Source organism: Bradyrhizobium sp. LVM 105, from assembly GCF_003957705.1.
GTDB classification, from domain to species: Bacteria; Pseudomonadota; Alphaproteobacteria; order Rhizobiales; family Xanthobacteraceae; genus Bradyrhizobium; species Bradyrhizobium frederickii.
This window is the reverse complement of record NZ_QZMV01000013.1, coordinates 1-25,720: the sequence shown is the minus strand read 5'-3', so window position 1 is coordinate 25,720 and position 25,720 is coordinate 1. Positions and strand designations below refer to the sequence as shown.

At 66.4% G+C, this 25,720-nt stretch carries 26 protein-coding genes and 1 tRNA gene; 7 read left to right on the top strand and 20 right to left on the bottom strand.

The annotated features are described in order from the left end of the window. Positions 1–115 precede the first annotated feature (115 nt). Both D6B98_RS28750 and D6B98_RS28745 read left to right on the top strand, forming a co-directional pair. Positions 116–1,852: a methyl-accepting chemotaxis protein gene (locus D6B98_RS28750; RefSeq protein WP_126260410.1), complete on the top strand. Its 1,737-nt coding sequence runs from the start codon at positions 116–118 to the stop codon at positions 1,850–1,852. Positions 1,853–2,190: 338 nt separating this feature from the next. After that, on the top strand, positions 2,191–3,879 hold the full coding sequence (locus tag D6B98_RS28745) for a methyl-accepting chemotaxis protein (RefSeq protein ID WP_164718930.1): 1,689 nt from the start codon (positions 2,191–2,193) through the stop codon (positions 3,877–3,879). A gap of 3 nt (positions 3,880–3,882) precedes the next feature. On the opposite strand, the gene D6B98_RS28740 is transcribed toward D6B98_RS28745, so the two are convergent. The 6 genes from D6B98_RS28740 to ygfZ all read right to left on the bottom strand — a co-directional run bounded on the left by D6B98_RS28740 (position 3,883) and on the right by ygfZ (position 10,583). After that, on the bottom strand, positions 3,883–6,603 hold the full coding sequence (locus tag D6B98_RS28740; protein ID WP_126260408.1) for a DUF2339 domain-containing protein: 2,721 nt from the start codon (positions 6,601–6,603) through the stop codon (positions 3,883–3,885). A gap of 51 nt (positions 6,604–6,654) precedes the next feature. Then, positions 6,655–7,623 (bottom strand): NUDIX hydrolase, encoded by a 969-nt coding sequence (locus D6B98_RS28735; RefSeq protein WP_126260407.1) that lies wholly within the window; start codon positions 7,621–7,623, stop codon positions 6,655–6,657. Between the two features lie 199 nt (positions 7,624–7,822). Continuing rightward, on the bottom strand, positions 7,823–8,329 hold the full coding sequence (locus D6B98_RS28730; protein WP_126260406.1) for a tyrosine phosphatase family protein: 507 nt from the start codon (positions 8,327–8,329) through the stop codon (positions 7,823–7,825). 144 nt (positions 8,330–8,473) lie between these two features. After that, the gene (locus tag D6B98_RS28725; RefSeq protein ID WP_126260405.1) at positions 8,474–9,088 is read right to left on the bottom strand and encodes a YfbR-like 5'-deoxynucleotidase; all 615 of its coding nucleotides are present in this window, start codon (positions 9,086–9,088) and stop codon (positions 8,474–8,476) included. Beyond that, positions 9,085–9,711: a DNA-3-methyladenine glycosylase I gene (locus D6B98_RS28720; protein WP_126260404.1), complete on the bottom strand. Its 627-nt coding sequence runs from the start codon at positions 9,709–9,711 to the stop codon at positions 9,085–9,087. The genes D6B98_RS28725 and D6B98_RS28720 overlap by 4 nt, the downstream gene beginning before the upstream one ends. Next, positions 9,708–10,583, bottom strand: coding sequence for a CAF17-like 4Fe-4S cluster assembly/insertion protein YgfZ (ygfZ, locus tag D6B98_RS28715; RefSeq protein ID WP_126260403.1), 876 nt, complete (start codon positions 10,581–10,583; stop codon positions 9,708–9,710). Before ygfZ ends, D6B98_RS28720 begins: the two co-directional genes overlap by 4 nt. A 101-nt stretch (positions 10,584–10,684) precedes the next feature. Between ygfZ and D6B98_RS28710 the strand changes: the two genes are divergently transcribed. Both D6B98_RS28710 and D6B98_RS28705 read left to right on the top strand, forming a co-directional pair. Then, positions 10,685–12,019 (top strand): dihydroorotase, encoded by a 1,335-nt coding sequence (locus tag D6B98_RS28710; RefSeq protein ID WP_126260402.1) that lies wholly within the window; start codon positions 10,685–10,687, stop codon positions 12,017–12,019. A gap of 160 nt (positions 12,020–12,179) precedes the next feature. Continuing rightward, positions 12,180–13,049 carry a sulfurtransferase gene (locus tag D6B98_RS28705; RefSeq protein WP_126260401.1) on the top strand — a complete coding sequence of 290 codons (870 nt, stop codon included), beginning with the start codon at positions 12,180–12,182 and terminating at the stop codon, positions 13,047–13,049. 216 nt (positions 13,050–13,265) lie between these two features. On the opposite strand, the gene D6B98_RS28700 is transcribed toward D6B98_RS28705, so the two are convergent. From D6B98_RS28700 to D6B98_RS28680, 4 genes are all read right to left on the bottom strand, one after another. Next, positions 13,266–13,532 carry a hypothetical protein gene (locus tag D6B98_RS28700; RefSeq protein WP_028134933.1) on the bottom strand — a complete coding sequence of 89 codons (267 nt, stop codon included), beginning with the start codon at positions 13,530–13,532 and terminating at the stop codon, positions 13,266–13,268. 268 nt (positions 13,533–13,800) lie between these two features. Further along, positions 13,801–14,178 carry a TIGR02301 family protein gene (locus D6B98_RS28690; protein ID WP_126260400.1) on the bottom strand — a complete coding sequence of 126 codons (378 nt, stop codon included), beginning with the start codon at positions 14,176–14,178 and terminating at the stop codon, positions 13,801–13,803. A 210-nt stretch (positions 14,179–14,388) separates the two neighbouring features. Continuing rightward, entirely contained in the window at positions 14,389–14,823 is a 435-nt protein-coding gene (locus D6B98_RS28685) for an NUDIX hydrolase (RefSeq protein ID WP_126260399.1), read from the bottom strand. Between the two features lie 48 nt (positions 14,824–14,871). After that, entirely contained in the window at positions 14,872–15,372 is a 501-nt protein-coding gene (locus tag D6B98_RS28680) for a hypothetical protein (RefSeq protein WP_028134936.1), read from the bottom strand. A gap of 63 nt (positions 15,373–15,435) precedes the next feature. Between D6B98_RS28680 and D6B98_RS28675 the strand changes: the two genes are divergently transcribed. Next, entirely contained in the window at positions 15,436–16,194 is a 759-nt protein-coding gene (locus D6B98_RS28675) for an SOS response-associated peptidase (protein ID WP_126260398.1), read from the top strand. 111 nt (positions 16,195–16,305) lie between these two features. On the opposite strand, the gene D6B98_RS28670 is transcribed toward D6B98_RS28675, so the two are convergent. The 6 genes from D6B98_RS28670 to D6B98_RS28645 form a co-directional block, all read right to left on the bottom strand. Continuing rightward, complete coding sequence (locus D6B98_RS28670) at positions 16,306–17,499, bottom strand: CaiB/BaiF CoA transferase family protein (protein WP_126260397.1); 1,194 nt, start codon at positions 17,497–17,499, stop codon at positions 16,306–16,308. Positions 17,500–17,535: 36 nt separating this feature from the next. Then, positions 17,536–18,465 (bottom strand): glycine/sarcosine/betaine reductase selenoprotein B family protein, encoded by a 930-nt coding sequence (locus tag D6B98_RS28665; protein WP_126260396.1) that lies wholly within the window; start codon positions 18,463–18,465, stop codon positions 17,536–17,538. Between the two features lie 273 nt (positions 18,466–18,738). Then, entirely contained in the window at positions 18,739–19,320 is a 582-nt protein-coding gene (locus D6B98_RS28660) for an NUDIX hydrolase (protein ID WP_126260395.1), read from the bottom strand. A gap of 9 nt (positions 19,321–19,329) precedes the next feature. Beyond that, positions 19,330–19,773 carry a GNAT family acetyltransferase gene (locus D6B98_RS28655; protein ID WP_126260394.1) on the bottom strand — a complete coding sequence of 148 codons (444 nt, stop codon included), beginning with the start codon at positions 19,771–19,773 and terminating at the stop codon, positions 19,330–19,332. Continuing rightward, complete coding sequence (locus D6B98_RS28650) at positions 19,770–21,197, bottom strand: FAD-binding oxidoreductase (RefSeq protein ID WP_126260393.1); 1,428 nt, start codon at positions 21,195–21,197, stop codon at positions 19,770–19,772. Before D6B98_RS28650 ends, D6B98_RS28655 begins: the two co-directional genes overlap by 4 nt. Positions 21,198–21,220: 23 nt before the next feature. Then, the gene (locus D6B98_RS28645; protein WP_164718929.1) at positions 21,221–22,210 is read right to left on the bottom strand and encodes an L-threonylcarbamoyladenylate synthase; all 990 of its coding nucleotides are present in this window, start codon (positions 22,208–22,210) and stop codon (positions 21,221–21,223) included. 68 nt (positions 22,211–22,278) lie between these two features. On the opposite strand from D6B98_RS28645, the gene D6B98_RS28640 reads away from it, so the two are divergent. Continuing rightward, a tRNA-Pro gene (locus tag D6B98_RS28640) sits at positions 22,279–22,355 on the top strand. A 145-nt stretch (positions 22,356–22,500) separates the two neighbouring features. Here D6B98_RS28640 and D6B98_RS28635 read toward each other — a convergent pair. The 4 genes from D6B98_RS28635 to D6B98_RS28620 all read right to left on the bottom strand — a co-directional run bounded on the left by D6B98_RS28635 (position 22,501) and on the right by D6B98_RS28620 (position 24,135). Next, a complete protein-coding gene (locus D6B98_RS28635; RefSeq protein ID WP_126260391.1) occupies positions 22,501–22,899 on the bottom strand; it encodes a hypothetical protein in 399 nt (132 codons plus the stop codon). Between the two features lie 74 nt (positions 22,900–22,973). Next, entirely contained in the window at positions 22,974–23,261 is a 288-nt protein-coding gene (locus D6B98_RS28630) for a BrnA antitoxin family protein (protein ID WP_126260390.1), read from the bottom strand. 89 nt (positions 23,262–23,350) lie between these two features. Beyond that, a complete protein-coding gene (locus tag D6B98_RS28625) occupies positions 23,351–23,677 on the bottom strand; it encodes a hypothetical protein (protein ID WP_126260389.1) in 327 nt (108 codons plus the stop codon). Between the two features lie 233 nt (positions 23,678–23,910). Further along, complete coding sequence (locus D6B98_RS28620) at positions 23,911–24,135, bottom strand: hypothetical protein (protein WP_126260388.1); 225 nt, start codon at positions 24,133–24,135, stop codon at positions 23,911–23,913. A 274-nt stretch (positions 24,136–24,409) separates the two neighbouring features. Between D6B98_RS28620 and D6B98_RS28615 the strand changes: the two genes are divergently transcribed. After that, entirely contained in the window at positions 24,410–25,369 is a 960-nt protein-coding gene (locus tag D6B98_RS28615; RefSeq protein ID WP_126260387.1) for an N-carbamoyl-D-amino-acid hydrolase, read from the top strand. Positions 25,370–25,720: the final 351 nt, after the last annotated feature.

The window sequence follows — 25,720 nt, the reverse complement described above, 5'->3', positions numbered from 1 at the left end:
CCTCGTTAACCAAATCGGAATGTGAGGCGCTCAATTTTTGGGCAAGGGCGCGATCAACGCCAAGGGAAGCCGACAACGACTCGGCTGCGCGCATTTCCTTCGGGGGAAGAGACCCATGTTGAGCCTTGCTCAGAATTTGAGGATCGGGACCAAGCTGGCGATTGCTTCAGCGCTCGGGGTGTTCCTGGTTGCAGCCATGATCGCAAGCCAGATGCTCGGCAATGCCAGCGTCCGCGAGACCAGCCAGAGCGCACTTGCGCAGCGGGAAATCGCCCGCGACGCAATCAGGGCCGAAGTTGCGGTTCGCGGCATGCAACTCGCCGTGCGGGACCTTCGTCTCGCCAACAACGCGGCAGATCTTCAGAAGGCCATCCAGGCTCTGGGCAATCAGCAGACCTCGATGGGCTTGCTGGTCGATGCCATGCTGAGACTTTCTCACGAGGCCGAGAACCGCGCCCGGATGGAGAAACTGAGATCATTGGCCGCGGACTACGGAAAGGCTGCGCAGCAGATCGCCGCTGTCCGTGGCGAAGCCTTGGCCGCGAGCGGTGCAGACGCCGCGCCGCGCGCCGCGAAGCTCAATGAAGATGCCATTCGCATGGCGCGCGAGCTCACGCTGCCGATCGCAGCCCAACTGGACGGGCTGATCAGCCAGATCGCCGATTACGCGAACCTTAGGTCCGAAGAGAAGAATGCTGCGGCCGCTGACCAAATGAGATCGAGCGAGCAGCTTGCGATGCTGGTCGGCGCATTCGCCATGCTCGTCCTCGTCGGCTCCTGGCTGATGTCGTTCCTGACCATCGCCCGGCCCATCCGGTCGCTCACCGTGGCCATGGACAAGCTCGCCGGCGGCGATTTCTCCGTGGTGCTGCCCGGGCTCGGCCGCAAGGACGAGGTCGGCGGCGTCGCTGCGGCCGTCGAGAAATTCAAGATCGTGTCAGAACAGAAGGCGCGCGAAGAGGCCGAGGCCAAGATCAGGCAGGACCAGATCGCGGCTGCGCAGCGCAAGGCCGAGATGCACAAGCTCGCGGACAGCTTCGAGGCCGCGATCGGTGAGATCGTCGATACCGTGTCCTCGGCCTCGACCGAACTGGAAGCCTCGGCGTCGACGCTCACATCAACCGCGTCGCGCGGACAGGAGCTCACCACCATGGTTGCTTCCGCCTCCGAGGAAGCGTCCACCAATGTGCAGTCGGTGGCCTCGGCGACCGAAGAGCTGTCGTCGTCGATCACCGAGATCAGCCGCCAGGTGCAGGAATCCGCCCGCGTCGCGGGCGAGGCGGTGAGCCAGGCCCGCACCACGACCGACCGCGTCGGGGAGCTCTCCGCCGCTGCGGCGCGGATCGGCGACGTGGTCGAGCTGATCAACACCATCGCCGGTCAGACCAATCTCCTGGCGCTCAACGCAACCATCGAGGCCGCGCGCGCCGGCGAGGCGGGCCGCGGCTTTGCCGTCGTCGCCTCCGAGGTCAAGGCGCTGGCTGAACAGACCGCGAAGGCGACCGGCGAGATCGGCCAGCAGATCGCGAGCATCCAGACTGCCACCGAGCATTCCGTCGGTGCGATCAAGGACATCAGTCACACCATCGAGAAGCTGTCGGAGATCTCCTCGACGATCGCGGCTGCCGTCGAGGAGCAGGGCGCGGCGACGCAGGAGATTTCCTGCAACGTGCAGCAGGCGGCGGCAGGCACGCACCAGGTGTCGTCCAACATCATGGACGTGCAGCGCGGCGCGAGCGAGACCGGTTCGGCCTCCTCGCAGGTGCTGTCCGCCGCCCAGATGCTGTCCGGCGACAGCAACCGCCTCAAGCTCGAGGTCGGCAAGTTTCTCGACACCGTGCGCGCCGCCTGACGGCGATATTCCTCGGCAGGTCGCGCGCGTCCTTCAGACGGCGCGGGCGGCCTGAGTCGCCGGCCATCCTTGTTCGAGATACCCAAGGCGGTGCCGCGGTAATGGCGCCGCGCGATCGCGCCGTCCTGCAACAGATGGTTGCCGAACATATGATGGCGGCGCTGCCGAGTTCCGTAATTCAACGTAGCTTCCTGTTAACGCCTGTTTGCAATTATTGGCGCAATCTTACGGGATAAGAACCAGCCAGCATTGTTGAACTGACCTCCGCTCGGTCGTCCATCGGGACGACTGTGGCGCGGGCGACGTGCGCGTTGCCAGGCTTCGTTAGGATTTGTGTGATGTCGAAACTGTCGATCGTCTTCAAGCTCTTGACCGTGTTGTCGGTCCTCGTTCTCTCGCTCGCCGGTGTCGGCGTGATGGCGATCGGCACCATGCAGAACATCAACGCCCACACGGTCGAGATCGCGCAGAGCTGGCTGCCGAGCGTGCGTGCGCTCGGCTCCATGCGGGCCGACATCAACGAGCTGCGCGTCGTCCTGCGGCTTCACCTGATGCAGGAGAGCATCGAAGGCAAGGACGCCGCCGAGAAACGCATGGCGCCGCTGCGCGAGCGCATCGAGAAGACGCGCAAGGTCTACGAACCGCTGATCACGGTCGCGGAAGAGCGCGCACTCTACGAGCAATGGAGCAAGGCGTGGGCCGAGTATCTGAACGGCGTGCAGGAGACGATGGCACTGTCACGCAAGAGCGTCGGCCGTTTCCCGACCGATGCCAACGAGATGTTGCAGACCAAGGTCGCGAAGATGGCCCAGGCCGCCGATCCGCTGCTGCAGAAGGGCATCGAGCTCAATAATCGGGGCGCCGAGCTGGAGACGAAGCAGGCGGCCGACAGCTACGCGTTGATCTTCCGCGTGCTGGTCGGCATCATCGTCCTCTCCGTCGTGATCGCGATCGGCGCCGCCTATTATCTCGTGCGTGACGTCTCTCGCGGCATTGCCTCGATCATCAAGCCGATGCAGTCGCTCGGCGAGGGAGACCTCTCCGCCGAGGTGCCGCATCGCGGCGAGAAGACCGAGATCGGCTCGATGGCGGATGCGCTGCAGATATTCAAGGAGGCGCTGATCGCCAAGAAGGCCGCCGACGAGGCGGCCGCGCGCGACGCCGAGGCCAAGATCGAACGCGGCCGCCGCGTCGATGCCATCACGCGCAATTTCGAGGCCATGATCGGCGAGGTCGTCGAGACGGTGTCGTCGGCCTCGACCGAGCTCGAGGCCTCCGCGGCTACGCTGAGCGGTACGGCGCAGCGCGGCCAGCAGCTCGCAACCGTCGTTGCGGCTGCGTCCGAGGAAGCCTCCACCAACGTCCAGGCCGTGGCGTCCGCCTCGGAGGAGCTGTCGTCGTCCATCACCGAGATCAGCCGCCGCGTGCAGGATTCGGCGCGGATGGCCGCGGAAGCCGTCGAGCAGGCGGCGCGGACCAACGACCGCGTCAACGCGCTGTCGCAGGCGGCCTCCCGCATCGGCGACGTCGTCGAGCTGATCAACACCATCGCGGGCCAGACCAACCTCCTGGCGCTGAATGCGACCATCGAGGCGGCGCGCGCCGGCGAAGCCGGCCGCGGATTTGCCGTCGTCGCATCCGAGGTCAAGGCGCTGGCCGAGCAGACCGCGAAGGCGACCGGCGAGATCGGGGCGCAGGTCGCGGGGATTCAGGCCGCGACGCAGGAATCCGTCGGCGCCATCCAGGAGATCGGCGGTACCATCGAGCGGCTGTCCGAGGTGGCCTCGGCCATCGCCGCCGCTGTCGAGGAGCAGGGCGCCGCGACGCAGGAGATTTCGCGCAACGTCCAGCAGGCCGCCCTCGGCACCCAGGAGGTCTCGTCCAACATCACCGACGTCCAGCGCGGTGCGATCGACACCGGCTCGGCCTCGGGTGAAGTGCTTTCGGCAGCGAAGTCGCTGGCGACCGACAGCACCCGCCTGAAGGTCGAGGTCGCGCAGTTCCTGCAATCGGTCCGCGCGGCCTGATTTTTACACGTTCGGCTGCGGAGCCGGCGGCGGAACGACCTGCCGCCGGAACAGGATGCGCTGGTACAGCCAGCCGATCGCCACCAGCACGACGCCGAGGCACATGAAGGACAGCGCGCGGTAGACGCCTGTCAGCGTCCATACGTCGACGGCGAAGGCCTTGAGGATGGTCAGCGCGATGACGGCGGCAGAGGCCAGCCGCGCACGCTCCGAATTGACCAGGACTCCCACGCCGAGCAGGACCACGCCGAACGCCAGCCAGCCGATCGAATAGGTGTATTGCTCGGCGCTCGTGGTGCCGCCGTAGAGCAGCACCGGGCCGTGATAGAAGCGGCGGATCTCCAGCGTCACATAGCTCAGCGCGAACACCAGCGCGCCGCCAGCGATCGTGTTGGCGTAGGCGACGGAGCGATGGCCCGCCACCGCATAGGACAGCAGCAGCATCAGCACCGCCGGCAGCGCGTAGCCGAGCAGCAACAGGTTGAAGACGAGGCCGCCGACATTGACGCTGGAGAGCAGCATCGGGTTCTCCAGGATCAAGAGACCGAACACGCTGATGAACCCGGCAATCGCCGTGAGCACGACCGCCCCGACATTGTGCACGATGCTGTGGCTCCTCAGTCGCAAACGCTCCAGCCCGATCGCCATTGCGAGCGTGACGCAGACCTGCAGCGCGAATTCGAGCAGTGACGGCGGCGAGGTCATCCGGCCATTGGTCGCAAAGTGCCGGATCTCCATGAAGGCAAGCAGCGCGGTGAACAGGATCGCGGCCGCCTCGACCATGCGCAGCGGCGGATCGTCGGCGCGGCGGCGCAGGAAGACGCTCGCGCCCCAGAACGAGGCCGCCGGCAGGCCGTAGCCCCAGAGCAGCCAATTGAAGATCGGCGTGGTGCCGACGGCGTCGCCGACGATGCGTGGGTCGTAGGCGATGCGCGCGGTGACGAGCCCGGCGAAAATGGCGGCGAGCCAGCGCAGGAACGGGATCGGCCGCTGCAGCGAGATCCAGGCGGTGCCGAGCGACATCAGCGCCAGCGCGATCGTCAGCCAGCCCTTCTCCAGCGCGAAGGTCAGCGCCAGCGCCAGCGCGCCGAGCGTGCCGGTTGCGAACAAGGCGGTGGCGATCATGCTGCCCGGCCGGGTCTCGCGGCGCGTGAGCGCCTCGGTCGCCGCGCCGAAGGCCGCGGCGAGCAGCACCGCGAGGATCGCAAACGGGATCGAGCGGTCGAGATGGGCGATACGCGCGTAGAGCGCAACGAGGATCGCGATCGGTGTTGCGACCGCAGCAGCCGACCACACCACTGGGATGATCGCCGAATTCGAGCGGCCCTGCGCGAGGAAGCCGGCAATGCCGAAGCCGGCGGCGAAAATCGCGGCCGTCACCAGATGCAACGTCACGGAGCTGTCGGTCGCGCCGGGCCCGACGCCGGACATCGCACCGCCCGGCAGCACCAGCATGTCAGGATTGGCGCGCACCGCCCATTCGGCGAACACGATGAAGACCGCCGCTGCGGCCGCGCCGAGCGCGCCGGTCGCCGCCGGCGCGCGCCAGGCGACGAGCAGCGTGCCGCCGACCAGCAGCGCAAAGGCGATCAGCGCCAGGTCGGCATGCGCGCTCGACAGCACGATCAGCATCGCGCCGAACAGATAGGCACCGAGCGAGCCCGACGAGATCGGCTCGATCTCGCCGTCCTCGATTGCAGGTCCGAACATGAAGCCGCAGACGACGAGCAGCGCGGCCAGCACGAAGCCCGCGATGACATGGAAGGCGTGCGGCGCGACCTGGACCTGCTCGGCGTCGAGACCGGGGAAGAGCCAGAGCACGGCGAAGGCGATCGTGGTGACCGCAAGCCAGCGCCACAGCCGGATGCGGGCGAGGCCGAAGCTCGCGGCGGTGACGACGGCGAGATAGACGTAGAGCGCCCAATAGTCCGGCTTGCCGCTGGAGACGAGCACCGGCGTCACGAAGGCGCCGACCACGCCGAGGCCGGCGAGCGCGGGTCCATGCAGCAGCGCGGCAGCGAGCGTGCACATCGCCACGATGCCGAGCAGCACGAAGGCGGTGGCGGGCACGAGGAAGCCGTAGAGCGCGTAGGCGGCATAGATGGTGGCGAACGCCACAGCCGTACCGGCCGCGGTGAGGATCGCGGGGATGTTGGCGATCGGCAGCGCCGCGATGTTGGAGATGCTCTCCTTGCGCCGGGTCCATTCGCCGGCGCCCAGCAGCGCGGCTGCGAACAGGCCGCCCAGGAACACGCGTACGCCGGGGCCGAGCAGGCCGGCCTCGATCGAATAGCGCACCATGAAGAAGCCGCCGAGCGCGAGCGCAAGGCCGCCGATCCACACCACCCAGCGCGTGCCGAGCTGCTCCTCGAAGCCGGGTTCTCGACTATCAGGCGCGGACGCAGGCAGGGGAGGCGGTGCATCGGCGGAGACGCTCGCTGCGAGCGGCGGCGGCGACGCCTGTTCGGTGACGGACGGAGGCGGCGCCGGCTCGGACTCAGGCGCAAGCGGCGGCGGCTCGGCGGCCATCGTCGCGGAGGCGGGCGCCTGCTCCTGCACCGGCATGAGCGGCGGCGGCTGGACCGGCCGTTGCGCGTAGAATCTCTCTTCGAGCCCGTTCAGTCGCCGGCGCAGCTCGGCCGCCTGGCTGGAGGCCTTGATTGCGATCAGGAAGGCGACGATCGCGATGATCAGCGCAAAGACGTCAAACGGGCCGTCGAACATGAAGCCTCCAGGCGACCGGCGGGCAGGGGCCGATCGCGCAAATCCCAGGATCTAGCGCCGGGAGCGTACGCGCAAGCCCGGTGCGGGCCGCTCCTGGAGCACGTCGCGGCGGAAGCGGTAGAGCGCCGCCGGCCGTCCGCCCGTCTGTGTCGACATCACCCCGGTCGGTTCGACCAGGGCTTCCATTTCGACCAGGCGGCGGAAATTCTGCTTGTGCAGATGCCGGCCGGAGATCGCCTCCACCGTATGCTGCAGTTCGGTAAGTGTGAATTCGGGCGGCAAAAGTTCAAACACGACAGGACGATACTTCAGTTTTGCACGCAGCCGCGCGATCGCTGTGGCGAGAATCCGGCGGTGGTCGAACCGCATCGAGGTCCCGAGCGGAGGCAGCGTCTTGCGCGCTAATGCCGCAGGGCGGCCGTCGCGCCGCGCCTCCTCGACGAGCCCGGCCTCGTACATCAGCTCGTAGCGGTCGAGCACGCGCTCTTCGTCCCAGGCCGCCCCGTCGAGGCCGAAGCAGAACCGCACGCGGTCCTTGCGCGGCAGCGCGCGAGTCGTCTCCGGCGTCTCCTCCGCGGCCCACTCGGTCAGCGCGGGGATGATGTCGCGGGCGATGATCGCCGGCGGCTCCTCGCGCCAGTCTTCCCAGGGGAAGAAGCGATACCATGGCGCGAAGCTCGCCGCGTTGGCTGCGAGCTCGCCATCCACCGCACGCGTCAGCGCGAGATAGCCGATCGACACCATATGCGCCCCGGTGTCGCCGGCCTCGGCATGACGGCCGCGATCGCCGAAGGTGTAGAGCTGCTCGACATAGCCGAGCCGCAAGCCCGCCTGTTCCTCGACCCAGGCGCGCAGGCCGATCTCGAAGGTGCGGTGCGCGAGTGCGTCGAACGGGCCGAACGGCAGGCCGGCCAGCCCGTCACTGCCGAGCGCGGTGAGGATCAGCGGCTCATGGCCCTCGATCGCGACGATCGCCGCGGTCAGGCCGATCTCGATCGGCGTCAGGAGCGCCTCGCTCATGCGACGATGATCGCATGATTGATTGCGATGGTCTCGCCGCGGACTCGCTGTAACCTCTCCCGCTTGCGGGAGAGGTCGGCGCGTAGCGCCGGGAGAGGGCTTTCTCCTCTAGGGGATTGTCCCGCTGCGGAGACACCCTCTCCCCGACCCTCTCCCGCAAGCGGGAGAGGGAGCGCACCTGCCTTGTGGCGGGCAACTCTCATTCGAGCTCGATCACGAAGGGACGGCCCTCGACCATCATCGCGCCCGGGCCGATCTCGTCGAGCGCGCGCAGCATGCGGCCGTTGCGGCCGAGGGCTCGGTCGGCAAGGCCGACGATGCGCCGGTTCGGCGAGGCGATCGGCGAGGCCGCGCGGATCTTCCTGGCGATCTCGAGTTCGTCGCGGTTTGGATTGAGCGCACAGACCGCCGCAAACGCGCTCGCGGTGGAGCGGCTGATGCCGGCATAGCAATGCACCACCAGCGGTGCGCTGCGGTCCCAGCCGCGCACGAAATTCAGCACCTGATCGATATGCGCCTCGGACGGTGCGACGAATCCGTCCAGCTCCTCGGTGATGTCGTCCATCGACACCTTGAGATGATTGGCCGGCAGCACGGAGACCGGCCGCGCCACCTGCTCGACATTGGCCATCACGGTCAGCACATGGCTGGCCCCGGTGAGACGGACGGTTTCGGGAAGCGCGGCGAGGGAGCAGACGTGGATCATGGCGGACCTTTTTGCCGCGACTATAACAAGCGCTCGTAGGGTGGGCAAAGGCGCAAAGCGCCGTGCCCACCGTCTCGCAATTGCGCGCATCCCGCCTGGTCTCGTGGGCACGCTTCGCTTTGCCCACCCTACCAAGGGATGAAGCTACGCAAACACCGCGCCGAACCGCTCCAGAAACTGCTTCTCGGCCCGCGCCGCGGTCCAGGGCGTCAGGTAGTCGCGCCGGACGCTGTCGGTGAGGCCGGGATCCTTGCCGAACAGCCGCCTTGCCTCGCTTTCGCTGAAGCCGGCAAGCTCGGTCGCTTCCAGATAGGCCGCGCCGCGATCGGCGGCCTTGATGGCCTGCGTGGTCTCCTCCGGCAGTACCGGTGGCAGCCCGAAGCGGATATGGATGGCGCCGAGCAGGCGTTTTTCCACGGCCTTATAGTGGCCGTCGAGCACCGCCTTGAACGGCGAGATCATGTCGCCGATCACATATTCCGGCGCATCGTGCAGCAGGGCTGCGAGCCGCATGCGCTGATCGACGCGCGGCATCTCGTGCCGCAGCACGGCCTCCACCAGCAGCGTATGCTGCGCGACCGAGAAGATATGCGCGCCGGTGGTCTGCCCGTTCCAGCGCGCGACGCGCGCCAGCCCGTGCGCGATGTCGGCGATCTCGATGTCGAGCGGGGAGGGATCGAGCAGATCGAGCCGCCGGCCCGACAGCATGCGCTGCCAGGCGCGGGACGGCGCTTCGCTCGCGGTCTTCTTCGCGGTCATTTGGCCCTGAGGCGCGGCTTGCGCTGCGTCTTGCCGCAGGTCGCGTGGCAATGGCAGTCGACGAGATGGTCGTTGACCATGCCTGTCGCCTGCATGAAGGCATAGACGATGGTCGGGCCGACGAACTTGAAGCCGCGCGAGGACAGCTCCTTCGAGATTTGCACCGACAGCGGCGTCGAGGCGGGCACGCTTCCCGTGGTCTTGAAATGGTTGACCTTGGGTTTGCCGTCCATGAAGTCCCACAGCAGCTTCGAGAAGCCCGGACCCTTCTCCATGATGTCGAGATACGACTTGGCGCTGAGGATCGCGCCGTCGATCTTGGCCTTGTTGCGAACGATACCGGCATCGTTCATCAGCGCATGCACCTTCTTGGGCGTGTAGCGCGCGATCTTCTCCGGCTGGAAATCGTCGAAGGCTTTGCGGAAATTGTCGCGCTTGCGCAGGATCGTGATCCAGGACAGGCCGGCCTGAAAACCGTCGAGCATCAGCTTCTCGTACAGCGCGCGGTCGTCATATTCCGGCACGCCCCATTCGGTGTCGTGATAGGCGACATAGAGCGGATCATCGCCCGGCCAGGGGCAACGTGTCAGGCCGTCGGGATGCAGGCGGGGAGCGCGGCTCATGCGATGGAGGGCTTGGTTGGAATGCGCACGACGTCGGGGTCGGCAAGTTTCAAGGCGAGCCCGCCCGCGGTGAGGGGCTGGCCGGCATCGAGCGCGTCTGCGACACGGTCGATGCGCACCAGGGCAATGCCCTTGCCGCCGGACGTCGAGCCGATGGTGCCGACCGGCTTGTCGCCGGCGAGGATGGTCGCGCCGGCTTCGGGCGAGGCGCCGTCGAGCAGCACCTTCACGCTGCGGGTGCGCGCGGTGCCGCGGTGCTGCATGCGCGAGACGACCTCCTGGCCGACATAGCAGCCCTTGTCGAAATCGACGCCGGCGAGACGATCCATGTTGGTCTCGTGCGGGAAGGCGTCGCCGTACATGAAATCGAGCCCGCCGCGCGGCACGCCGAGCGCGATGCGGTGCGCCTCGTATTCGGCGGCATCGACCAGTTCGGCCCCGATCAGGTCGGACAGCTTCTGCTTGAGATCCTCGGGGACGAGGATGCGATAGCCGAGCGCATCGTTGCGCGGATCAGTGAAGGCAAGATCCGGCTGCGCCGCGGGCTGGCCGTCCCAGGCCGCGAGCACGCCGAGATCGAGAGTTTCCACCGTGACCTTGGCGCGCAGCTTGTAGAATTTCAGCTTGGTGGCGAGGTTATCTGCCAGCGCTTTCGGGCAGTCGATCAGGAACCCGCCGCCATGGCCCGCGGGCACCTCGGTGATCAGGAAATCGACGATGATCTTGCCCTGCGGCGTCAGCAACGCGCCGAATCGCCCCAGGCCTGGCTTCAGCTTGTCGAGGTCGGTCGTGACCAGGCCGTTGAGGAAGTTGCGCGCGTCCTCGCCCGCGACCTTGACCACGCCCCGGTCGGGAAGAAACGCTGATTTCATGCGAAAATCTCTTGCGACATGTTGCTCCGGAACGTAAGCCCGCGAGGCACAAACGACAAGACCTCGAGCCCTGCGCTTGGGGACGAGAGAGGCCTTCAGCCATGACCCAGCGCTTCGATGTGATCCTCAAGAATGGCACCGTCGTCAACCAGGACGGCGAGGGTGTTCGCGACATCGGCATCACCGGTGGCCGTATTGCCGAGCTGGGTCCTTTGTCGCAAGGCAGTGCCGCCGAGGTGATCGACTGCAAGGGCCTGCACATCCTGCCCGGCGTGATGGACACGCAGGTGCATTTCCGCGAGCCCGGCCTGACGCACAAGGAAGACCTCGAGACCGGTTCGCGCAGCGCCGTGATGGGCGGCGTTACCGCCGTGTTCGAGATGCCGAACACCGCGCCGCTGACGGTGACAGAGACCGAATTCACCGACAAGGTGAAGCGCGCTTATCACCGCATGCATTGCGATTTCGCCTTCTTCATCGGCGGCACCCGCGAGAACGTGCAGGACCTGCCGGTGCTGGAGCGCGCGCCCGGCTGTGCCGGCGTCAAGGTGTTCATCGGCTCCTCGACCGGCGCGCTGCTGGTGGAGGACGACGAAAGCCTGCGCCGCATCTTCCAGGTGATCCGCCGCCGCGCCGCCTTCCATGCCGAGGACGAGTACCGCCTCAACGACCGCAAATCGCTGCGCATCGAGGGCGATGCCCGCTCGCATCCGGTGTGGCGCGACGAAACCGCGGCGCTGATGGCGACGCAGCGCCTGGTCAAGCTCGCGCACGAGACCGGCAGGCGCATTCACGTGCTGCACATCTCCACCAAGGAAGAGATCGAATTCCTGCGCGACCACAAGGACGTCGCGTCCTGCGAGGCGACGCCGCATCACCTGACGCTGGCCGCGCCCGAATGCTATGAGCGCCTCGGCACGCTGGCGCAGATGAACCCGCCGGTGCGCGGCGCCGATCACCGCGCCGGCATCTGGCGCGGCATCGAGCAGGGCATCATCGACGTGCTCGGCTCCGACCATGCCCCGCATACGCTGGAGGAGAAGCAGAAGACCTACCCCGCCTCGCCCTCCGGCATGACCGGCGTGCAGACGCTGGTGCCGCTGATGCTCGACCACGTCAACGCGGGCCGGCTCTCTCTGGCGCGCTTCGTCGACCTCACCAGCGCCGGTCCCGCGCGCCTTTACAACATGGCCTGCAAGGGCCGCATCGCCGCCGGCTACGACGCCGACTTCACCATCGTCGACCTCAAGCGCAGCGAGACCATCACCAACAAATGGGTCGCGTCCAAGGCCGGCTGGACGCCTTATGACGGACTGCGCGTCACCGGCTGGCCCGTCGGCACCTTCATCCGCGGCCGCCGCGTGATGTGGCAGGGCGAGCTGGTGACGCCCGCGCAGGGCGAGGCGGTGCGGTTTCTGGAGACGCTGAAGCCGTAGAGGGGCTTCTTTCGGGGGACGAATCCACTATCCCCGTCATTGCGAGGAGCCCTTGCGACGAAGCAATCCAGAATCCCTCAACTGAAAGACCCTGGATTGCTTCGCTGCGCTCGCAATGACGAGGGGAGAGAGCCACACTCCCTCGACAGAGAGCAGTCCGATGTCCCAGCCAGCCGCCCTCATCACCACCGCGCAGCTCGCCGCCATCCTCGGCGATCCCAATCTCCGCCTCTACGACTGCACGACCTACAACGAACCTGTGCCCGCCGGCAGCGACGTGCCTTACCGCGCGGTGCCCGGCGACAAGACCTTCGCGGCCGGGCACATTCCGGGGGCCGATTTCCTCGACCTGCAGGGCGAGTTCTCCGACACCTCGTCGCAACACTTCTTCATGATGCCTGGTGTGGCCCAGCTGGAGGCCGCCTTCGGCCGCCACGGCCTCGATGCGGACAAGACCGTCGTGCTCTACAGCATCGGCACCATGATGTGGGCGACGCGGTTCTGGTGGATGCTGCGCTCGCTCGGCGTCGATGCGCTGGTGCTCGACGGCGGCTTCGACAAATGGAAGGAAGAGGGACGGCCGATCGAGACGGGCGCACCGAAAGGCTATCCCGCGACGACCTTCAAGGCCGCGCCGCGCGCCGGCTTCTTCGTCGACAAGGAAGTGGTGAAGGCGCGGATCGGCGATCCCTCGACGGTGATCGTCAACGCGCTCGGGCCGCAGTTTCATCGCGGCCTCGAGCCGAGCCGCTACGGCCGGCCTGGCCGTGTTCCCGGCAGCGTCAACGTATCCGCTGCGACGCTCGTCAATGCCGACAAGACCTTGACGACGCTTGCCGATGCCGAAGCCAAATTCACTGCTGCGGGCGTCACGCCCGACAAGAAGGTGATTGTCTATTGCGGCGGCGGCATCTCGGCGACGATCGGCCTGTTCCTGCTGACGCGGCTCGGCTACGACAGACTGACGCTGTACGACGCCTCGATGGGCGAATGGGCGCGGGAACCGGCGCTGCCGATCGAGACGGATTAACTCGCCCGAGACGAGAAAACTCGGGAGCGGCGATTTCGACGGAGGGAGCGCATTCCCGACTCCGGCAGGAACATCTCCCGGCCATTGCGAGACTAATGCTTGTCGGGGGGAAACGGCTTCCGTGCGACAATGCCTGCAGACTTCGCGAAGCTGTTCGCCAAGTCATTCATCCGTTGACTGGCCCCGCCCGCGTGGCGGGGTCATTTTCGGCAGGACCTACTGCCTGCAGATGTCGACCGAAAACTCGCCGTTGCGGATGCGGCCCGGAAAGCCCTCGACGAACTTGGCGACCGCGTCCTCGCCATAGGTGCCGACCAGCTCGGCAAAGGCTGCAAACAGGCTCGCCTGTGCCAGGCAGTCGCCGTCGACGCCGTCATGGCGCGCCTCGGCCCAGGCCTCGTTGAGATAGCTCAGTGCGGCCTGCTTCTGCTCGTGATCGGGCAGCGGTGCGCGGGCGGGGGCGTAGGAAATCGGCTGGCTCATGAAACTCGATCAGGGCTGGGGCGCGATCCACGGCGATGCGCTGTGCGAGAGGTTTAGCACGGTCGTTAACGACCGCTAGGCCACATCTTTAAGAACGGTTAACGGCTGTGAACAAAGTCGATGACAGCGTTCCCGCCTCGCCGATCCTGTCTCGTCATTCCGGGGCGCGCGCAGCGCGAGCCCGGAATCCATCGCGCCACAGAGATGATGGATGAATGGATTCCGGGCTCGCGACTTCGTCGCGCCCCGGAATGACGGAGAGAGAGAATCAGTTCGCGTAGCGCGCCGTCAGATCCCGCGAGATCTTCGAGCCTTCCTCGATGTAGCGGCGGATCGCCACCGTCGCGGCCGGCGTGCAGCTGCGGTAGGTCTGCTGAAAGCCGTTATAGCCGCGGTTGAAGCCGGCGATCATGCGGGTGCGGCGTTCTCCCGAAGGGGTTTCGGCATCGATCAGCGCCTGCATCTCGTTGCGCCATTTGTTGCCCTCGTTGGACCCGCAGATGCCGCGCAGATAGTGCAGGCCGCCGAGGATCTCGGCCAGCCGCTGCAAATCGGCGTCGAACGGCGCCGCCACGTCCTGAGCCCGCGTGGGGCCGCAGGCGCAGGCGAGAATCAGGACAGAAATGGCCAGAAATCGCGTGGACATCGGCGGGGTGTATGCCCCCTCCCATCTGGAGAAGCAAGGTACGGTAGCTGCTGCATCGGCAGTGCGCTCCCTCCCCCGCCTGCGGGGGAGGGTTGGGGAGAGGGTTGTCTCCACAACGGGACAATTCCCCTAGACGAGGAAGCCCTCACCCGCGCCTCCGGCGCGACCTCTCCCGCAAGCGGGAGAGGTTGCAGCGAGCTCGCCGCTAGGTCAGGCCCCGATCAGCCGCGCGGCGGACTGGATCACCTCGTCCAGCCCCCCGGTCAGCTTGAGGCGGTCCAGGCTCGCCAGGGCGTCCGGGGCGATCCAGCGGTGATCGTCGAGCTCGTCGTTCAGGACAGGCTCCCTGGCCACCCAGCGGGCCGCAAAGGACATGATGAGGTAATGGCCGGCGCCGGGCGCGGCGGGCAGCACCTCGCGCCAGCCGGCAAGGCCGACGATCTCGATTCGGAGCCCGGTTTCCTCGTCAACCTCGCGGCTCAGGGCCTGGTGCAGCGATTCGCCGAACTCGACCCGGCCACCGGGCAGCGAATAGAACCCCTTCGCTGGCGAACGGGCGCGGCGGGTCAGCAGCACCTTGCCGTCGCGGAAGATCGCGGCACTGACGGCGAGCTGGGGGTGGGCGGGCTGAACGGGCGAAGCCATTTTCTGAAGGACCTGTTGGGAAAGGACCTTGTTCTTAAAGCATCTGGCTCAGTTCGCCATGATGGTGTCGACGTCGGCCTCGGCGCCGCCATGGATGATGCCGCCGCAGGCCGCGATCAGCGGCTTGACCCAGAGCGCGGCCTGCTCAGCGAGGCGGATTCGGGTCGTATCTTTTTCGACCTCGCGCATGGCCGAGCCGACCGCGGTCAGGATCGAGGTCATGGTATCGGTGATGTGGTCGAACTGGGCGCGCACGTTGGGATCGGCCTTCTCATAGGCCTCGATGGCGAGGTCGCGCGCCTTGAAGTTGGAGGCCGTGAAATGCTCGGCATAGGACAGCGGCGTCCAGGTCAAGAAATCGTCCGCGCATTCGGGCATGTCCGGAACCATTTCCAGCAGCATCACCGCTTCATTGAAATGGTTGAGATAGTCGGTGGCAAGCCCGGTCCGCGGGTTGATATTGGCCACGCGCAGCCGCTCGGCCCAGGCGGCGGCCTCGGGGCCCGTCTGTACATGCGTCCGCGCGGGTTGGGAGGCCGTTGAGCTCATCCGCCGCAGTGTTAACGTTCGGGGTTAAAAGGACCTGAACGGACCCTATATAGACAGCCTGGGATGTGTGGACGCTTCGTCATAACTTCGGCCCCCGCGGCCTTGCGGCAATTGTTCGGCTATGTCGAGCAGCCGAATTTCCCGCCCCGGTACAACGTGGCGCCGACACAACCGATTCCGGTCGTTCTGATCGAGAACGGCGCGCGGCATTTCCGCTTGATGCGCTGGGGTCTGTTGCCCACCTGGGTCAAGGATCCCCGCGGCTTTACGCTGCTGATCAACGCACGCTCCGAAACCGTGCTGGAGAAGCCGGCCTTCAAGAATGCGATTCGCCGCCGGCGCGGTCTGATCCCGTCCGACGGCTATTATGAGTGGAAGACGGAGGGCGGCCGCAAGCAGCCCTTCTTCATCCACCGCGCCGACGGCGCGCCGCTTGGTTTCGCCGCTTTGTTCGAGACCTGGGCCGGGCCGAACGGCGAGGAGCTCGACACCGTCGCGATCGTCACGGCCGCGGCAGGCGAGGATCTCGCCGCGCTGCATGACCGCGTGCCCGTCACCATCAGCGAGCGCGATTTCGAGCGCTGGCTCGACGTCAGCGGCAACGAGGTCGACGCGATCCTGCCGCTGATGACCGCCCCGCGCAGCGGCGAATTCGCCTGGCACCCGGTCTCCACCCGCGTCAACCGCGTCGCCAATGACGATGAGCAGCTCTTGTTGCCGATCAGCGCGGAGGAGATGGAGGCGGAGGCGCCGAAGCCGAAGAAGGCAGGGCGGAAGGCCACAGCCGGGCCTGCCGATGACGGGCAGGGCTCGTTGTTCTAAGCCGCGGTGCCGTAGGGTAGGCAAAGGCGCAACGCGCCGTGCCCACGAACTTTCTCTCCAACGCGCGATGGTGGGCACGCTTCGCTTTGCCCACCCTACGGCAGCGGAGTTTTAAACGACCTCCTTCGCCCTCAACGCCGCGATCTCCGCCGCACCGAATCCGAACTCGCCCAGCACCGCGTCCGTATCCGCGCCCAGCTCCGGGGCCATCCGATCGAGTTTGCCGCCGCCATGGGCGAGCTTGAAGCCGCTGCCGGCAAAGCGCAGCCTGCCGTAGGGCGTGTCCAGCTCCTGGATCGCGCCGCGCGCCTTGATTTGCGGATGGTCGATGACTTCCTCGACCTTCCAGATACTGGCGCAAGGCGCGCCGGCGTCTTCCAGAATGGTCTCCCATTCGCGCGCCGGCCGTGCCGCCAGCGCCGCCTCGATGATGGCGCGCAGCGCAGGTTCGTTCTCGTTGCGCGAAAACCAGTCGGCAAAGCGCGGATCGGTGAGCGTGTCCTCGCGGCCGAGCGCAGCCATCAGCGCGCGGTACTGCTTCTCGTTGTTGACCGCGAGCAGGATGTGGCCGTCGCCGCATTTGAACAGGTTTGCCGTGGTCCTGCGGCTCACCGCCTGGTTGCCGGACAACGTCTGGCGATGGCCGGCGACCGACCAGTCCGCGATCTGGCCCGACAGAAACGCCAGCGTCGCCTCCAGCATGGAGACGTCGATCAACTGGCCCACGCCGGTGCGGTCGCGCTGATACAGCGCGCTCGACACGCCGAACGCTGCGGTGGCGCCCGACAGCACATCGCAGACCGCAAAGCCGGCGCGCGTCGGTCCGGTCTCGGGATGGCCTGATATCGCCATGATGCCCGAGAGCGCCTGCATCTTGCCGTCATAGCCGGGCCGCAGGCGATCCGGGCCGGTCTGGCCGAAACCCGACACCGCGCAATAGATCAGCTTGGGGTTGATCGCCGAGAGCGCTTCATATCCGATGCCGAGCTTGTCCATCACGCCCGGGCGGAAATTCTCCATGACGACGTCGACGCGGCTTGCGAGCTTCTTCACGATCGCGATCGCCTCCGGCTTCTGCAGATCGAGCGTCAGGCTGCGCTTGTTGCCGTTGACGGCCTGGAACGCCGGCGCCAGCCCGCGGTCGGCCCATTCCCGCGAGAGCGGCGTGCGGCGCATGTCCTCGCCCTCGCGCCGCTCGACCTTGATGACGTCGGCGCCGAGCAGCGCGAGCTGGTAGCTGGCATAGGGGCCGGCCAGCACTTGCGTGAAGTCCAGGATCTTCACGCCCTCGAACGGTCGCGTCACGTCGCTCTCCCTTTTTGTCTTGGTTATCGGAGGACGTCAGGCGGCGCGGTTGCCGCGCGCGATCTCCTTCTGCTTGTCGAATTCGGCGCGGCGGCGCGCCAGCTCCTCCGGCGAAAGTTGCGCGACGTTGTTGTAGTCGAGCTTCCAGGATGCATCCTCGCTCCAGCGCAGCGGCGACTGCATCGTCGTCTGCGGGCCGCTCGCGCTCTCCAGCAGCTTGAGCGCCAGCTCCAGCGTCTGCGCCTGCGAGGCGACGTCGTGCGGCTTGCCGGCGGAATTGCCGAGCGGGAAGTCGGAGAACAGGAAGCGCGGCGCTGCGGCGTGCTCGATGATGTCCTTGGCGCAGCCCATGATCACGGTCGGAATGCCGCCTGCTTCGAGATGCCGCGCCACCAGCGCCGTGGTCTGGTGGCAGACCGGGCAGTTCGGCACCAGCACCGCGGCGTCGACCGCATCAGTGAGGCAGCGCTCCAGGATCTCCGGCGCGTCGGTGTCGAGCGTGACGCGGTGGCTGCGATTGGTCGGCGCGCCGAAGAAGCGCTGGCTCACTTCGCCGATCCGGCCGGCGGCGGACGCCTTCAACAGCTGCGGCAGCGGAAACCAGGTGCCGCTATCGGTCGCCGAGGTGTGCTTGCGGTCGTAGCCGATGTGCGAGATGCGCAAATCGTGCTGTTTCGACGTGTCGCCGTCATAGACCTGGTAAAACTTCGCGCTGCCGTTATACGCCGCGCCCGGCCCCTGGTCGCCCTTGGCGGGATCGTAGGGTGCGGCGGTCGTGATGATGGTGACGCGCGACTTTGCCAGCGGCTTATTCAGCGGCCGGAACGGCGCTGAGGTGTAGTGTGCCCAGCGATACGGTGTGGTGTAGCCGATCGCCGCGTAATAATCCCGCGTGCGCTGCATGTAGGGGACGGGAGAATCATAGTCGGGCGCAAAGCCGAATTCGTCGTCGCGCGGAGCGGACATGGGCGCGTCTCCTGGTTCTTGGTTCGGGCCAGACTAGAGATAGTTTCGGGGTTGCTCAACGGGGGGCAGAGCGGCGCAGGACAGGATTGCAGCGCACGATGGCTCGCCGCGCGACGGGTGCGCTCCCTCGCCCCGCTTGCGGGGAGAGGGTTGGGGTGAGGGGGGTCTCGGCGAGGGCGCTGACAGTGAGACTCGCGGAGGCTCCCCCTCACCCGGAATTTGCTTTGCAAATTCCGGCCTCTCCCCGCACGCGGGGAGAGGCGAAGAAATCACCTACCTGAACACATGCAGCGCCGCGTATTGCAGCAGCATGATCGCCTTGGCGTCGATGATGCGGCCGTCGGCGATCATCGCCAGGGCCTCGTCGATGGAAAGCTCCAGCACCTCGATGTCCTCGCCCTCGTGCGCGAGGCCGCCGCCGTCGCTGACCCGCATCTCAGGCTCGTACTCGGCGACGAAGAAATGCAGCTTCTCGGTGATGGCGCCCGGGCTCATGTAGGCCTCGAACACCTTGTGGACGTGGTGCAGGCGATAGCCGGTTTCCTCCTCGGCCTCGGCGCGGATCCGCTGCTCGGGCTCGGCATTGTCCAAGACGCCGGCGGCCGCCTCGATCAGGAGGTCGTCGTAGCCGCGGATGAAGGCCGGCAGGCGGAATTGCTTCACCAGGATCACCGTCCGCCGTGCGCGATTATACGGCAGCACGGCGGCGGCGTTGTCGCGCTCATAGGTCTCGCGATGCTGCGTCTGCCATTCGCCGCTGGCGCGCCGGTACTCGAACGTCGTGGTCTTCAGCGTGGTCCAGCCGTCCGAGAGCACGCGGACGTCCTTGATGCGGACGCGGTCGGAAATGGTCATTGCGGGATCTCAGTTGCTTGGCGTCGTGGCGCGGCCGTCGAGCCACTTCTGGAACATCACGGAGGTCGATAGCTCGAAGCCGAGCGAGCCGTAGAACGCATGGGCCTCGGCATTCTCGCGCCGGACCAGGAGCTGTAGCTTCGGGATTCCGGCCGCGCGCAGCCAGTCCTCGGCCGCGGCCATGATGAGGCGGCCGAAGCCGCGCTTCTGGCAGTCGGGATCGACCGCGACGTAATAGACCCAGCCGCGATGGCCGTCATGGCCGACCATGATTGTTGCTGTGATCGCGCCGTTGTCGCGGCCGATCAGCACGGTGGAATTGTCGCGCCGCCGCGCTAAGGCGATGTCGGCATGGGGATCGTTCCAGGGCCGCGTCAGGCCGCAGCGCTGCCACAGTGCGACGACCGGCTCGACATCGGCATCGGTGATGGTGTCGATCGCAAGCGCGCTCACAGCACCTTCCCCGGGTTCATGATGCCGAGCGGGTCGAGCATCGCCTTGATCGCGCGCATCAGCTCGATCGCGGTCTTGTCCTTGACGTCGGGCAGCTCGTCGCGCTTGAGCACGCCGATGCCGTGCTCAGCGGAGATCGAGCCGCCCATGCGCAGCACGATCTCGAACACCACCGCGTTCACCTCATGCCAGCGCGCGAGGTAATCAGCCGTGTTGGCGCCGATCGGCTGGCTGACATTGTAGTGCAGATTGCCGTCGCCGAGATGGCCGAACGGCACCGGCCGCGCGCCCGGGATCAGCTTCACCACCGCGGCGTCGGCCTCGGCGATGAAGGCGGGCACGGCGGCGACGGGAACGGAGATGTCGTGCTTGATCGAGCCGCCCTCCGGCTTCTGCGCCGCCGACATCTCCTCGCGCAGCTTCCAGAAATTGTTGCGCTGGGCAAGGCTCGACGCGATCACGGCGTCGTCGACGATCTCCTCCTCCATGGCACGGCCGAGGATCGTCTCCAGCGGCGTGCGGGCGTCGTCGCTGGCTGCGGACAATTCCATCAGCACGTACCAGGGATGTTTTTCTGCGAGCGGATCGCGCACGTCGATGCCGTGGCGGACCGAGAAGTCCACCGCCATCTGCGACAGCAGCTCGAAGCTCGTCAGCGCGTTGGCGGCTTCGCTCTGCGCGATCGTCAGCAGCTTCAAGGCCGCGTCCGGCGATTTCAGGCCGACATAGGCGGTCTCGACCGCCCGCGGCTTCGGAAACAGTTTTAAGGTCGCCGCCGTGATGATGCCGAGCGTGCCTTCGGCGCCGATGAAGAGATTGTGCAGATTGTAGCCGGTGTTGTCCTTCTTCAGCTTCGACAGCACATTGAGCACGCGCCCGTCGGCGAGCACCACCTCGAGTCCCAGCGCCATCTCGCGCGCGACGCCATAGGCGAGCGCGGCGGTGCCGCCGGCATTGGTGGAGAGATTGCCGCCGATGGTGCAGCTGCCTTCGGCGCCCAGCGACAGCGGAAACAGCCGGTCCACCTCGGCGGCCTTGGCTTGCGCGACCTGCAGCACCACGCCGGCTTCGACCGTCATGGTGTTGGAAGCGGTGTCGACCTCGCGGATCTTGTCGAGCCGCCGCAGCGACACCACGACCTCGCCATTGTGCGGCGTCTGGCCGCCGACGAGGCCGGTATTGCCGCCCTGTGGCACCAGCGCGATTCTGTGCGCGGAGGCGAGCTTGCAGATTTCAGAGACCTCGGCCGTCGAGCCCGGGCGCAGCACCAGCGGCGAGCGGCCGTGGAACAGGTTTCGCTCCTCGGTGACGTAAGGCGCGATGTCGTTCGCATCGGTGATGGCGTGACGCTCGCCGACGATCCTGCGGAATTGCTCGATCAGCTCGGGCGCAAGCGGAGGGACGGCGGGTGTATTGACGTTCATTCTCGTGTCTCTTCTCAAGCTTCTTATCGCGCCACGGCAGCCCGGCGCAGCCGATCGTTGATCGCCTCGCCAAGGTCTTGCTCGGGAATTGCCATCACCGCAATCGCCCGCGGGCTCTTCGCATCCAGGCTGCGAAGATAGCCGAACAGATTGGCGGCGGCTTCATCGAGATCAGCCGTGGGCGACAAATTCATGACGGCCGACGCGGTATCGACGCCAGGCAGGCGCGCGGAGCCGAACGCCAGCAGCGCCTCGCCCGGTGTCACCTCGCGCGCATCGAGCCGCACAGGAGCGCGCGGCGCGTAATGCGAGGCCAGCATGCCCGGCGCCAGCGGCTGGCTGTCGTCGCTTTCGGCGTCCAGCGGCGGGCGCGCCAGCGGTGCCCCGAGCACCGCCTCGATCCGCTCGCGCGACAATCCGCCGGGCCGCAGCAGCATCGCCGTCTCGAAGCAGCCGACGATGGTCGATTCGACGCCGACCGACACAGGCCCGCCGTCGATGATCAGGTCGATCCGCCCCGCCAGGTCGCTCTCGACATGGGCAGCCAGCGTCGGCGAGACATGGCCGGAGATGTTGGCGGACGGCGCCACCACGGCTCCGCCGAAGGCGCGCAGGATCGCCTGCGCGACGGGGTGGGCGGGAATGCGAATCGCGACGGTGTCGAGGCCGGCGGTGGCGAGATCCGCCACCGGGCAGCCCTCGATCTTCGGCACCACCAGCGTCAGCGGCCCCGGCCAGAACGCCTCCGCCAGCTTCAACGCGCGCGCGTCGAACCGCCCGATCCGCCGCGCAGCCGGGATATCGGCGAGATGCGCGATCAGCGGATTGAACGCCGGCCGCCCCTTGGCGGCGTAGAGGTGGGCGATCGCGGTGGCGTTGGCGGCGTCCGCTCCGAGCCCGTAGACCGTCTCGGTCGGAAACGCGACCAGCCCGCCGGCGGCCAAGGCCCGAGCGGCAGCCTCCGCGCCGGCCGCGCCGGCCGGTAAAATCAGCGTTTCAAGGCCCGTTTTCACAGGGACAAAATTCCTCATCTCGGCCGCTTGCGGTGCGTCAAACCCGACGCTATAAGCCGCCTTCTTGTCGGAGTGTGGCTCAGCCCGGTAGAGCACTGCGTTCGGGACGCAGGGGTCGCAGGTTCGAATCCTGCCACTCCGACCATTCTTCCAAAAGTCGACGTTCTCCAGAGGCTTGGCAGACCGGCCGCCAGCGCCTCGGAACGCCTTTCTGCAACGATTTCGGGATCGGGTCCACGGCCGATTTGGCCGGGCAGGGGGGCGTGAGCGCGTGGCATGGCTTGTAAGGTTCAGGATGCCCCGGCCGGCCGGGGCTCAAACGAGACCACGACCCGCTTGGCCTTGATCCGGCCGTGCACGCCATAGCTGGACTCGAAGCTTAGTGTCATGCCGTCGGGATCGATCTCGATGTCGAGCCCGAACATGATCCCGGCTTCCGTGAAGTCTGACAGCTGGACGTCGATCAACTCGAAGATGGTGAATGTGACGTCGACATGCTTGGTCAGCACGAAATGGCCGCGTGCGTCGACCTCTGACGTCATCTGGAATGCGCGGGCGACAAGCCGGCTTGACGCGCCCTGGCGAAGCTCCAGCTGCAACAACGTTGCATCGTGAAACGAGGGAACGCCTTCGAACCAGGCGCACAATGCTGCGCCGCCCTCCAGATCAGCAATCGTCGCTTTTGCCATTGATGAGTTCTTATCGTCAGCGCGCTTGTGCCGACGCTTGAGTGCCAAGATTAGTAACGCCCTAGTCTTGGGCGCTAGATCGACTTCTGCGCCTTCTTGACGACCTTAAGCAGCGTCTCGTCAATCCGGCTCTGCCATCCGCGCCCGGAAGCCTTGAAATGCTCCAGCACGACGGGGCTCAATCGCAGCGACACCAGCTTTTTTGTCGGTGCCTTGTTGGGGCCACGGCCCCTGCGCATCCCAGGGAAGACTTCGTCGAACGGTTTGGCCTTCGCCACCTCACTCTCGGTCCACTCCGGATTATTGCTCACCGCGCGCATATCGCTCGCGGTGTAGCGCTTCTTAGCGGCGGTTCGGTTCATCTTCATGGATGATTCTGTATCTACAAATAATCCATGGTCAACGTCTCAAGCTGAGCCCGCACTTTTCGTGACGGCCTCTGGGGCAATCGCTACCTTCTCGCCACCAGCACCCCCACCAGAAACGCCACCATCAGCGCCGGCAGCGGCGCCTCGCGCACCATGCCGCGGACCATGTCGGGCCAGTGCTGCTCGGGGACCAGTCGCGGCGACCGCACCTTCGGCGCCGGTTCGATGCCCCAGTTTGAGGCGAGCTCGGCGACTTCGCTTTCCGCCAGTCGCACGCCGTCGCGGACGCGGAAGATCGCGGCCTCCGCGCGCTCGCGCGGTGCGAGCTGCATCAGCGTCGCGACCGCCGTGCGCAACGTCATCTCGCCAAAGCCTTGCAGCCGCACCTGCTCCTCGGGCTCGGTCGTCATGCGAAATCCCTCGCGGGGCTAAGACCTCATGGTGCAACTCACGGTGCAAAGTGGCGTGCGGGGGCGAGCGCCGCCGTCGCGCACAGGACCAGCGTGGATACCGCGCCGGCCCCCCCGCGTGCGAGATCGGCCCGCGTCGGGTGCCTGGCCGTGATCGTGCTCCATGCTCTCAGGGAAATGGCGGCGGTGGAGCTTGGTTCCCTTGCGAGGGACGCGAATCGCGAAAGGCCCGATTACTTCCGCAGCAGCTCGCTCAAGGCCGCCGTCGCCTCGGCGCAGCGGATGTCGTCGATCTCGCGCGACAGGCTGAGCGCGCTCGCTTTCAGCTCTTCGATCTTCCAGCTGTCCGGATGCTGGCTTTCAAGCTGACCCAGGCGCTTGTTCAGTTCGTCCAATCTCGATTGGAGGCGCCCGATGCTGGCATCTCCATTCACTTTCCAAACGCGTTGTGCACGCATCGTCGTTCCCCTGATCGTCTCACGGTCTTGTGAGAGCGGTTCGTGGCCGGAATGGGAGTTTGTTTTGTCCGGCTTCAGATCGCGGGGAACCGTTGCATATCCGCAACTAGTTCCCGGATCTTCGGGAATGACCGGGCGGGTCCGCACGATGATACCCGCAGGCACGGAATTTGATTGTGTCCCGTCACGACGATCGGGCGAGCCGACCTGTGCGCGCGGCGCGCCGCTCGATAGGCTCGGGCTCGAGGCACTCCGGACAACGAAGGAATGACGCGTGGCGAGATTTGTGAATGTTGCGGCCGGCCAGCTTGGCCCGATCGCCCGGACCGAGAGCAGGACCCAGGTTGTGGCCCGGCTGATGGCCTTGATGCGCGAGGCGAAGGCTTGCGGCTGCGACCTGATCGTCTATCCCGAGCTCGCGCTGACGACGTTCTTCCCGCGCTGGTATTTCGAGGATCAGGCCGAGATCGACAGTTTCTTCGAGCGCGAGATGCCGGGTCCGGAGACGCGAGGCCTGTTCGATCTCGCCCGCGAGTTCAACATCGGCTTCACCCTCGGCTATGCCGAGCTGACGGTCGAGGCCGGACTTGTCCGGCGCTACAACACGTCCATTCTCGTCGACAAGAGCGGCACGATCGTCTCGAAATACCGCAAGGTCCATCTGCCCGGTCATGCCGAGCACGAGCCGTGGCGGAAATTTCAGCATCTGGAGAAGCGCTATTTCGAGCCGGGCCGCGGCTTCGGCGTCGCCAGCGCCTTCGGCGGCGTGATGGGCATGGCGATCTGCAACGACCGCCGCTGGAGCGAGACCTATCGTGTGATGGGCCTGCAGGGCGTCGAGATGGTGATGATCGGCTACAACACGCCGGTGCACAATCCGCCCGCGCCCGAGCATGACGATCTCTCGCTGTTTCACAATCATCTCGTCATGCAGTCCGGCGCCTATCAGAACGGCACCTTCGTGGTCGGCGTCGCCAAGGCCGGCGTCGAGGAGGGCGTCGACCACATCGGCGGCAGCTGCATCATCGCGCCCTCGGGCGAGATCATCGCGCGATGCACGACCAAGGGCGACGAGCTGGCGCTCGCCCGCTGCGATCTCGACCTCTGCAATTCCTACAAGCGCACCACCTTCAATTTCGACGTCCACCGCCAGCCGCATGCCTATGGGATGATCGTCGAGCGGAAGGGCGTGACGACAATGGCGGATGGCGCGCCGGTGTTGCGAAAGGGGTGAGGCTCGTCCTGGCCACCTTGCTTCGTCGAACAATGAAAGCGACCCTCGCCAGTTCCGTCATCCTGAGGCGCGAGACATGCGACGCAGCGCGGCGCATGGGGAGCCTCGAAGGATGAACGGCCCCGATGCAGCCGGGCCGTCGCCCTTCGAGGCTCGCCGAAGAGGCGAGCACCTCAGGGTGACGGTGATGGAGTTTCCCTGTGTCGGTCTCTGTCAATCCCTTCACCTGAAAATATTCCACTTTACCGAAATTCGGTTTTGGCGTATGTGTCGCCCATCCCGGCTCATCCAGGAGGGGCGATCTTGCGGTCGTCAATTTCGCGAGCCGGGCTTGCGGTGGACGCGGCAGCG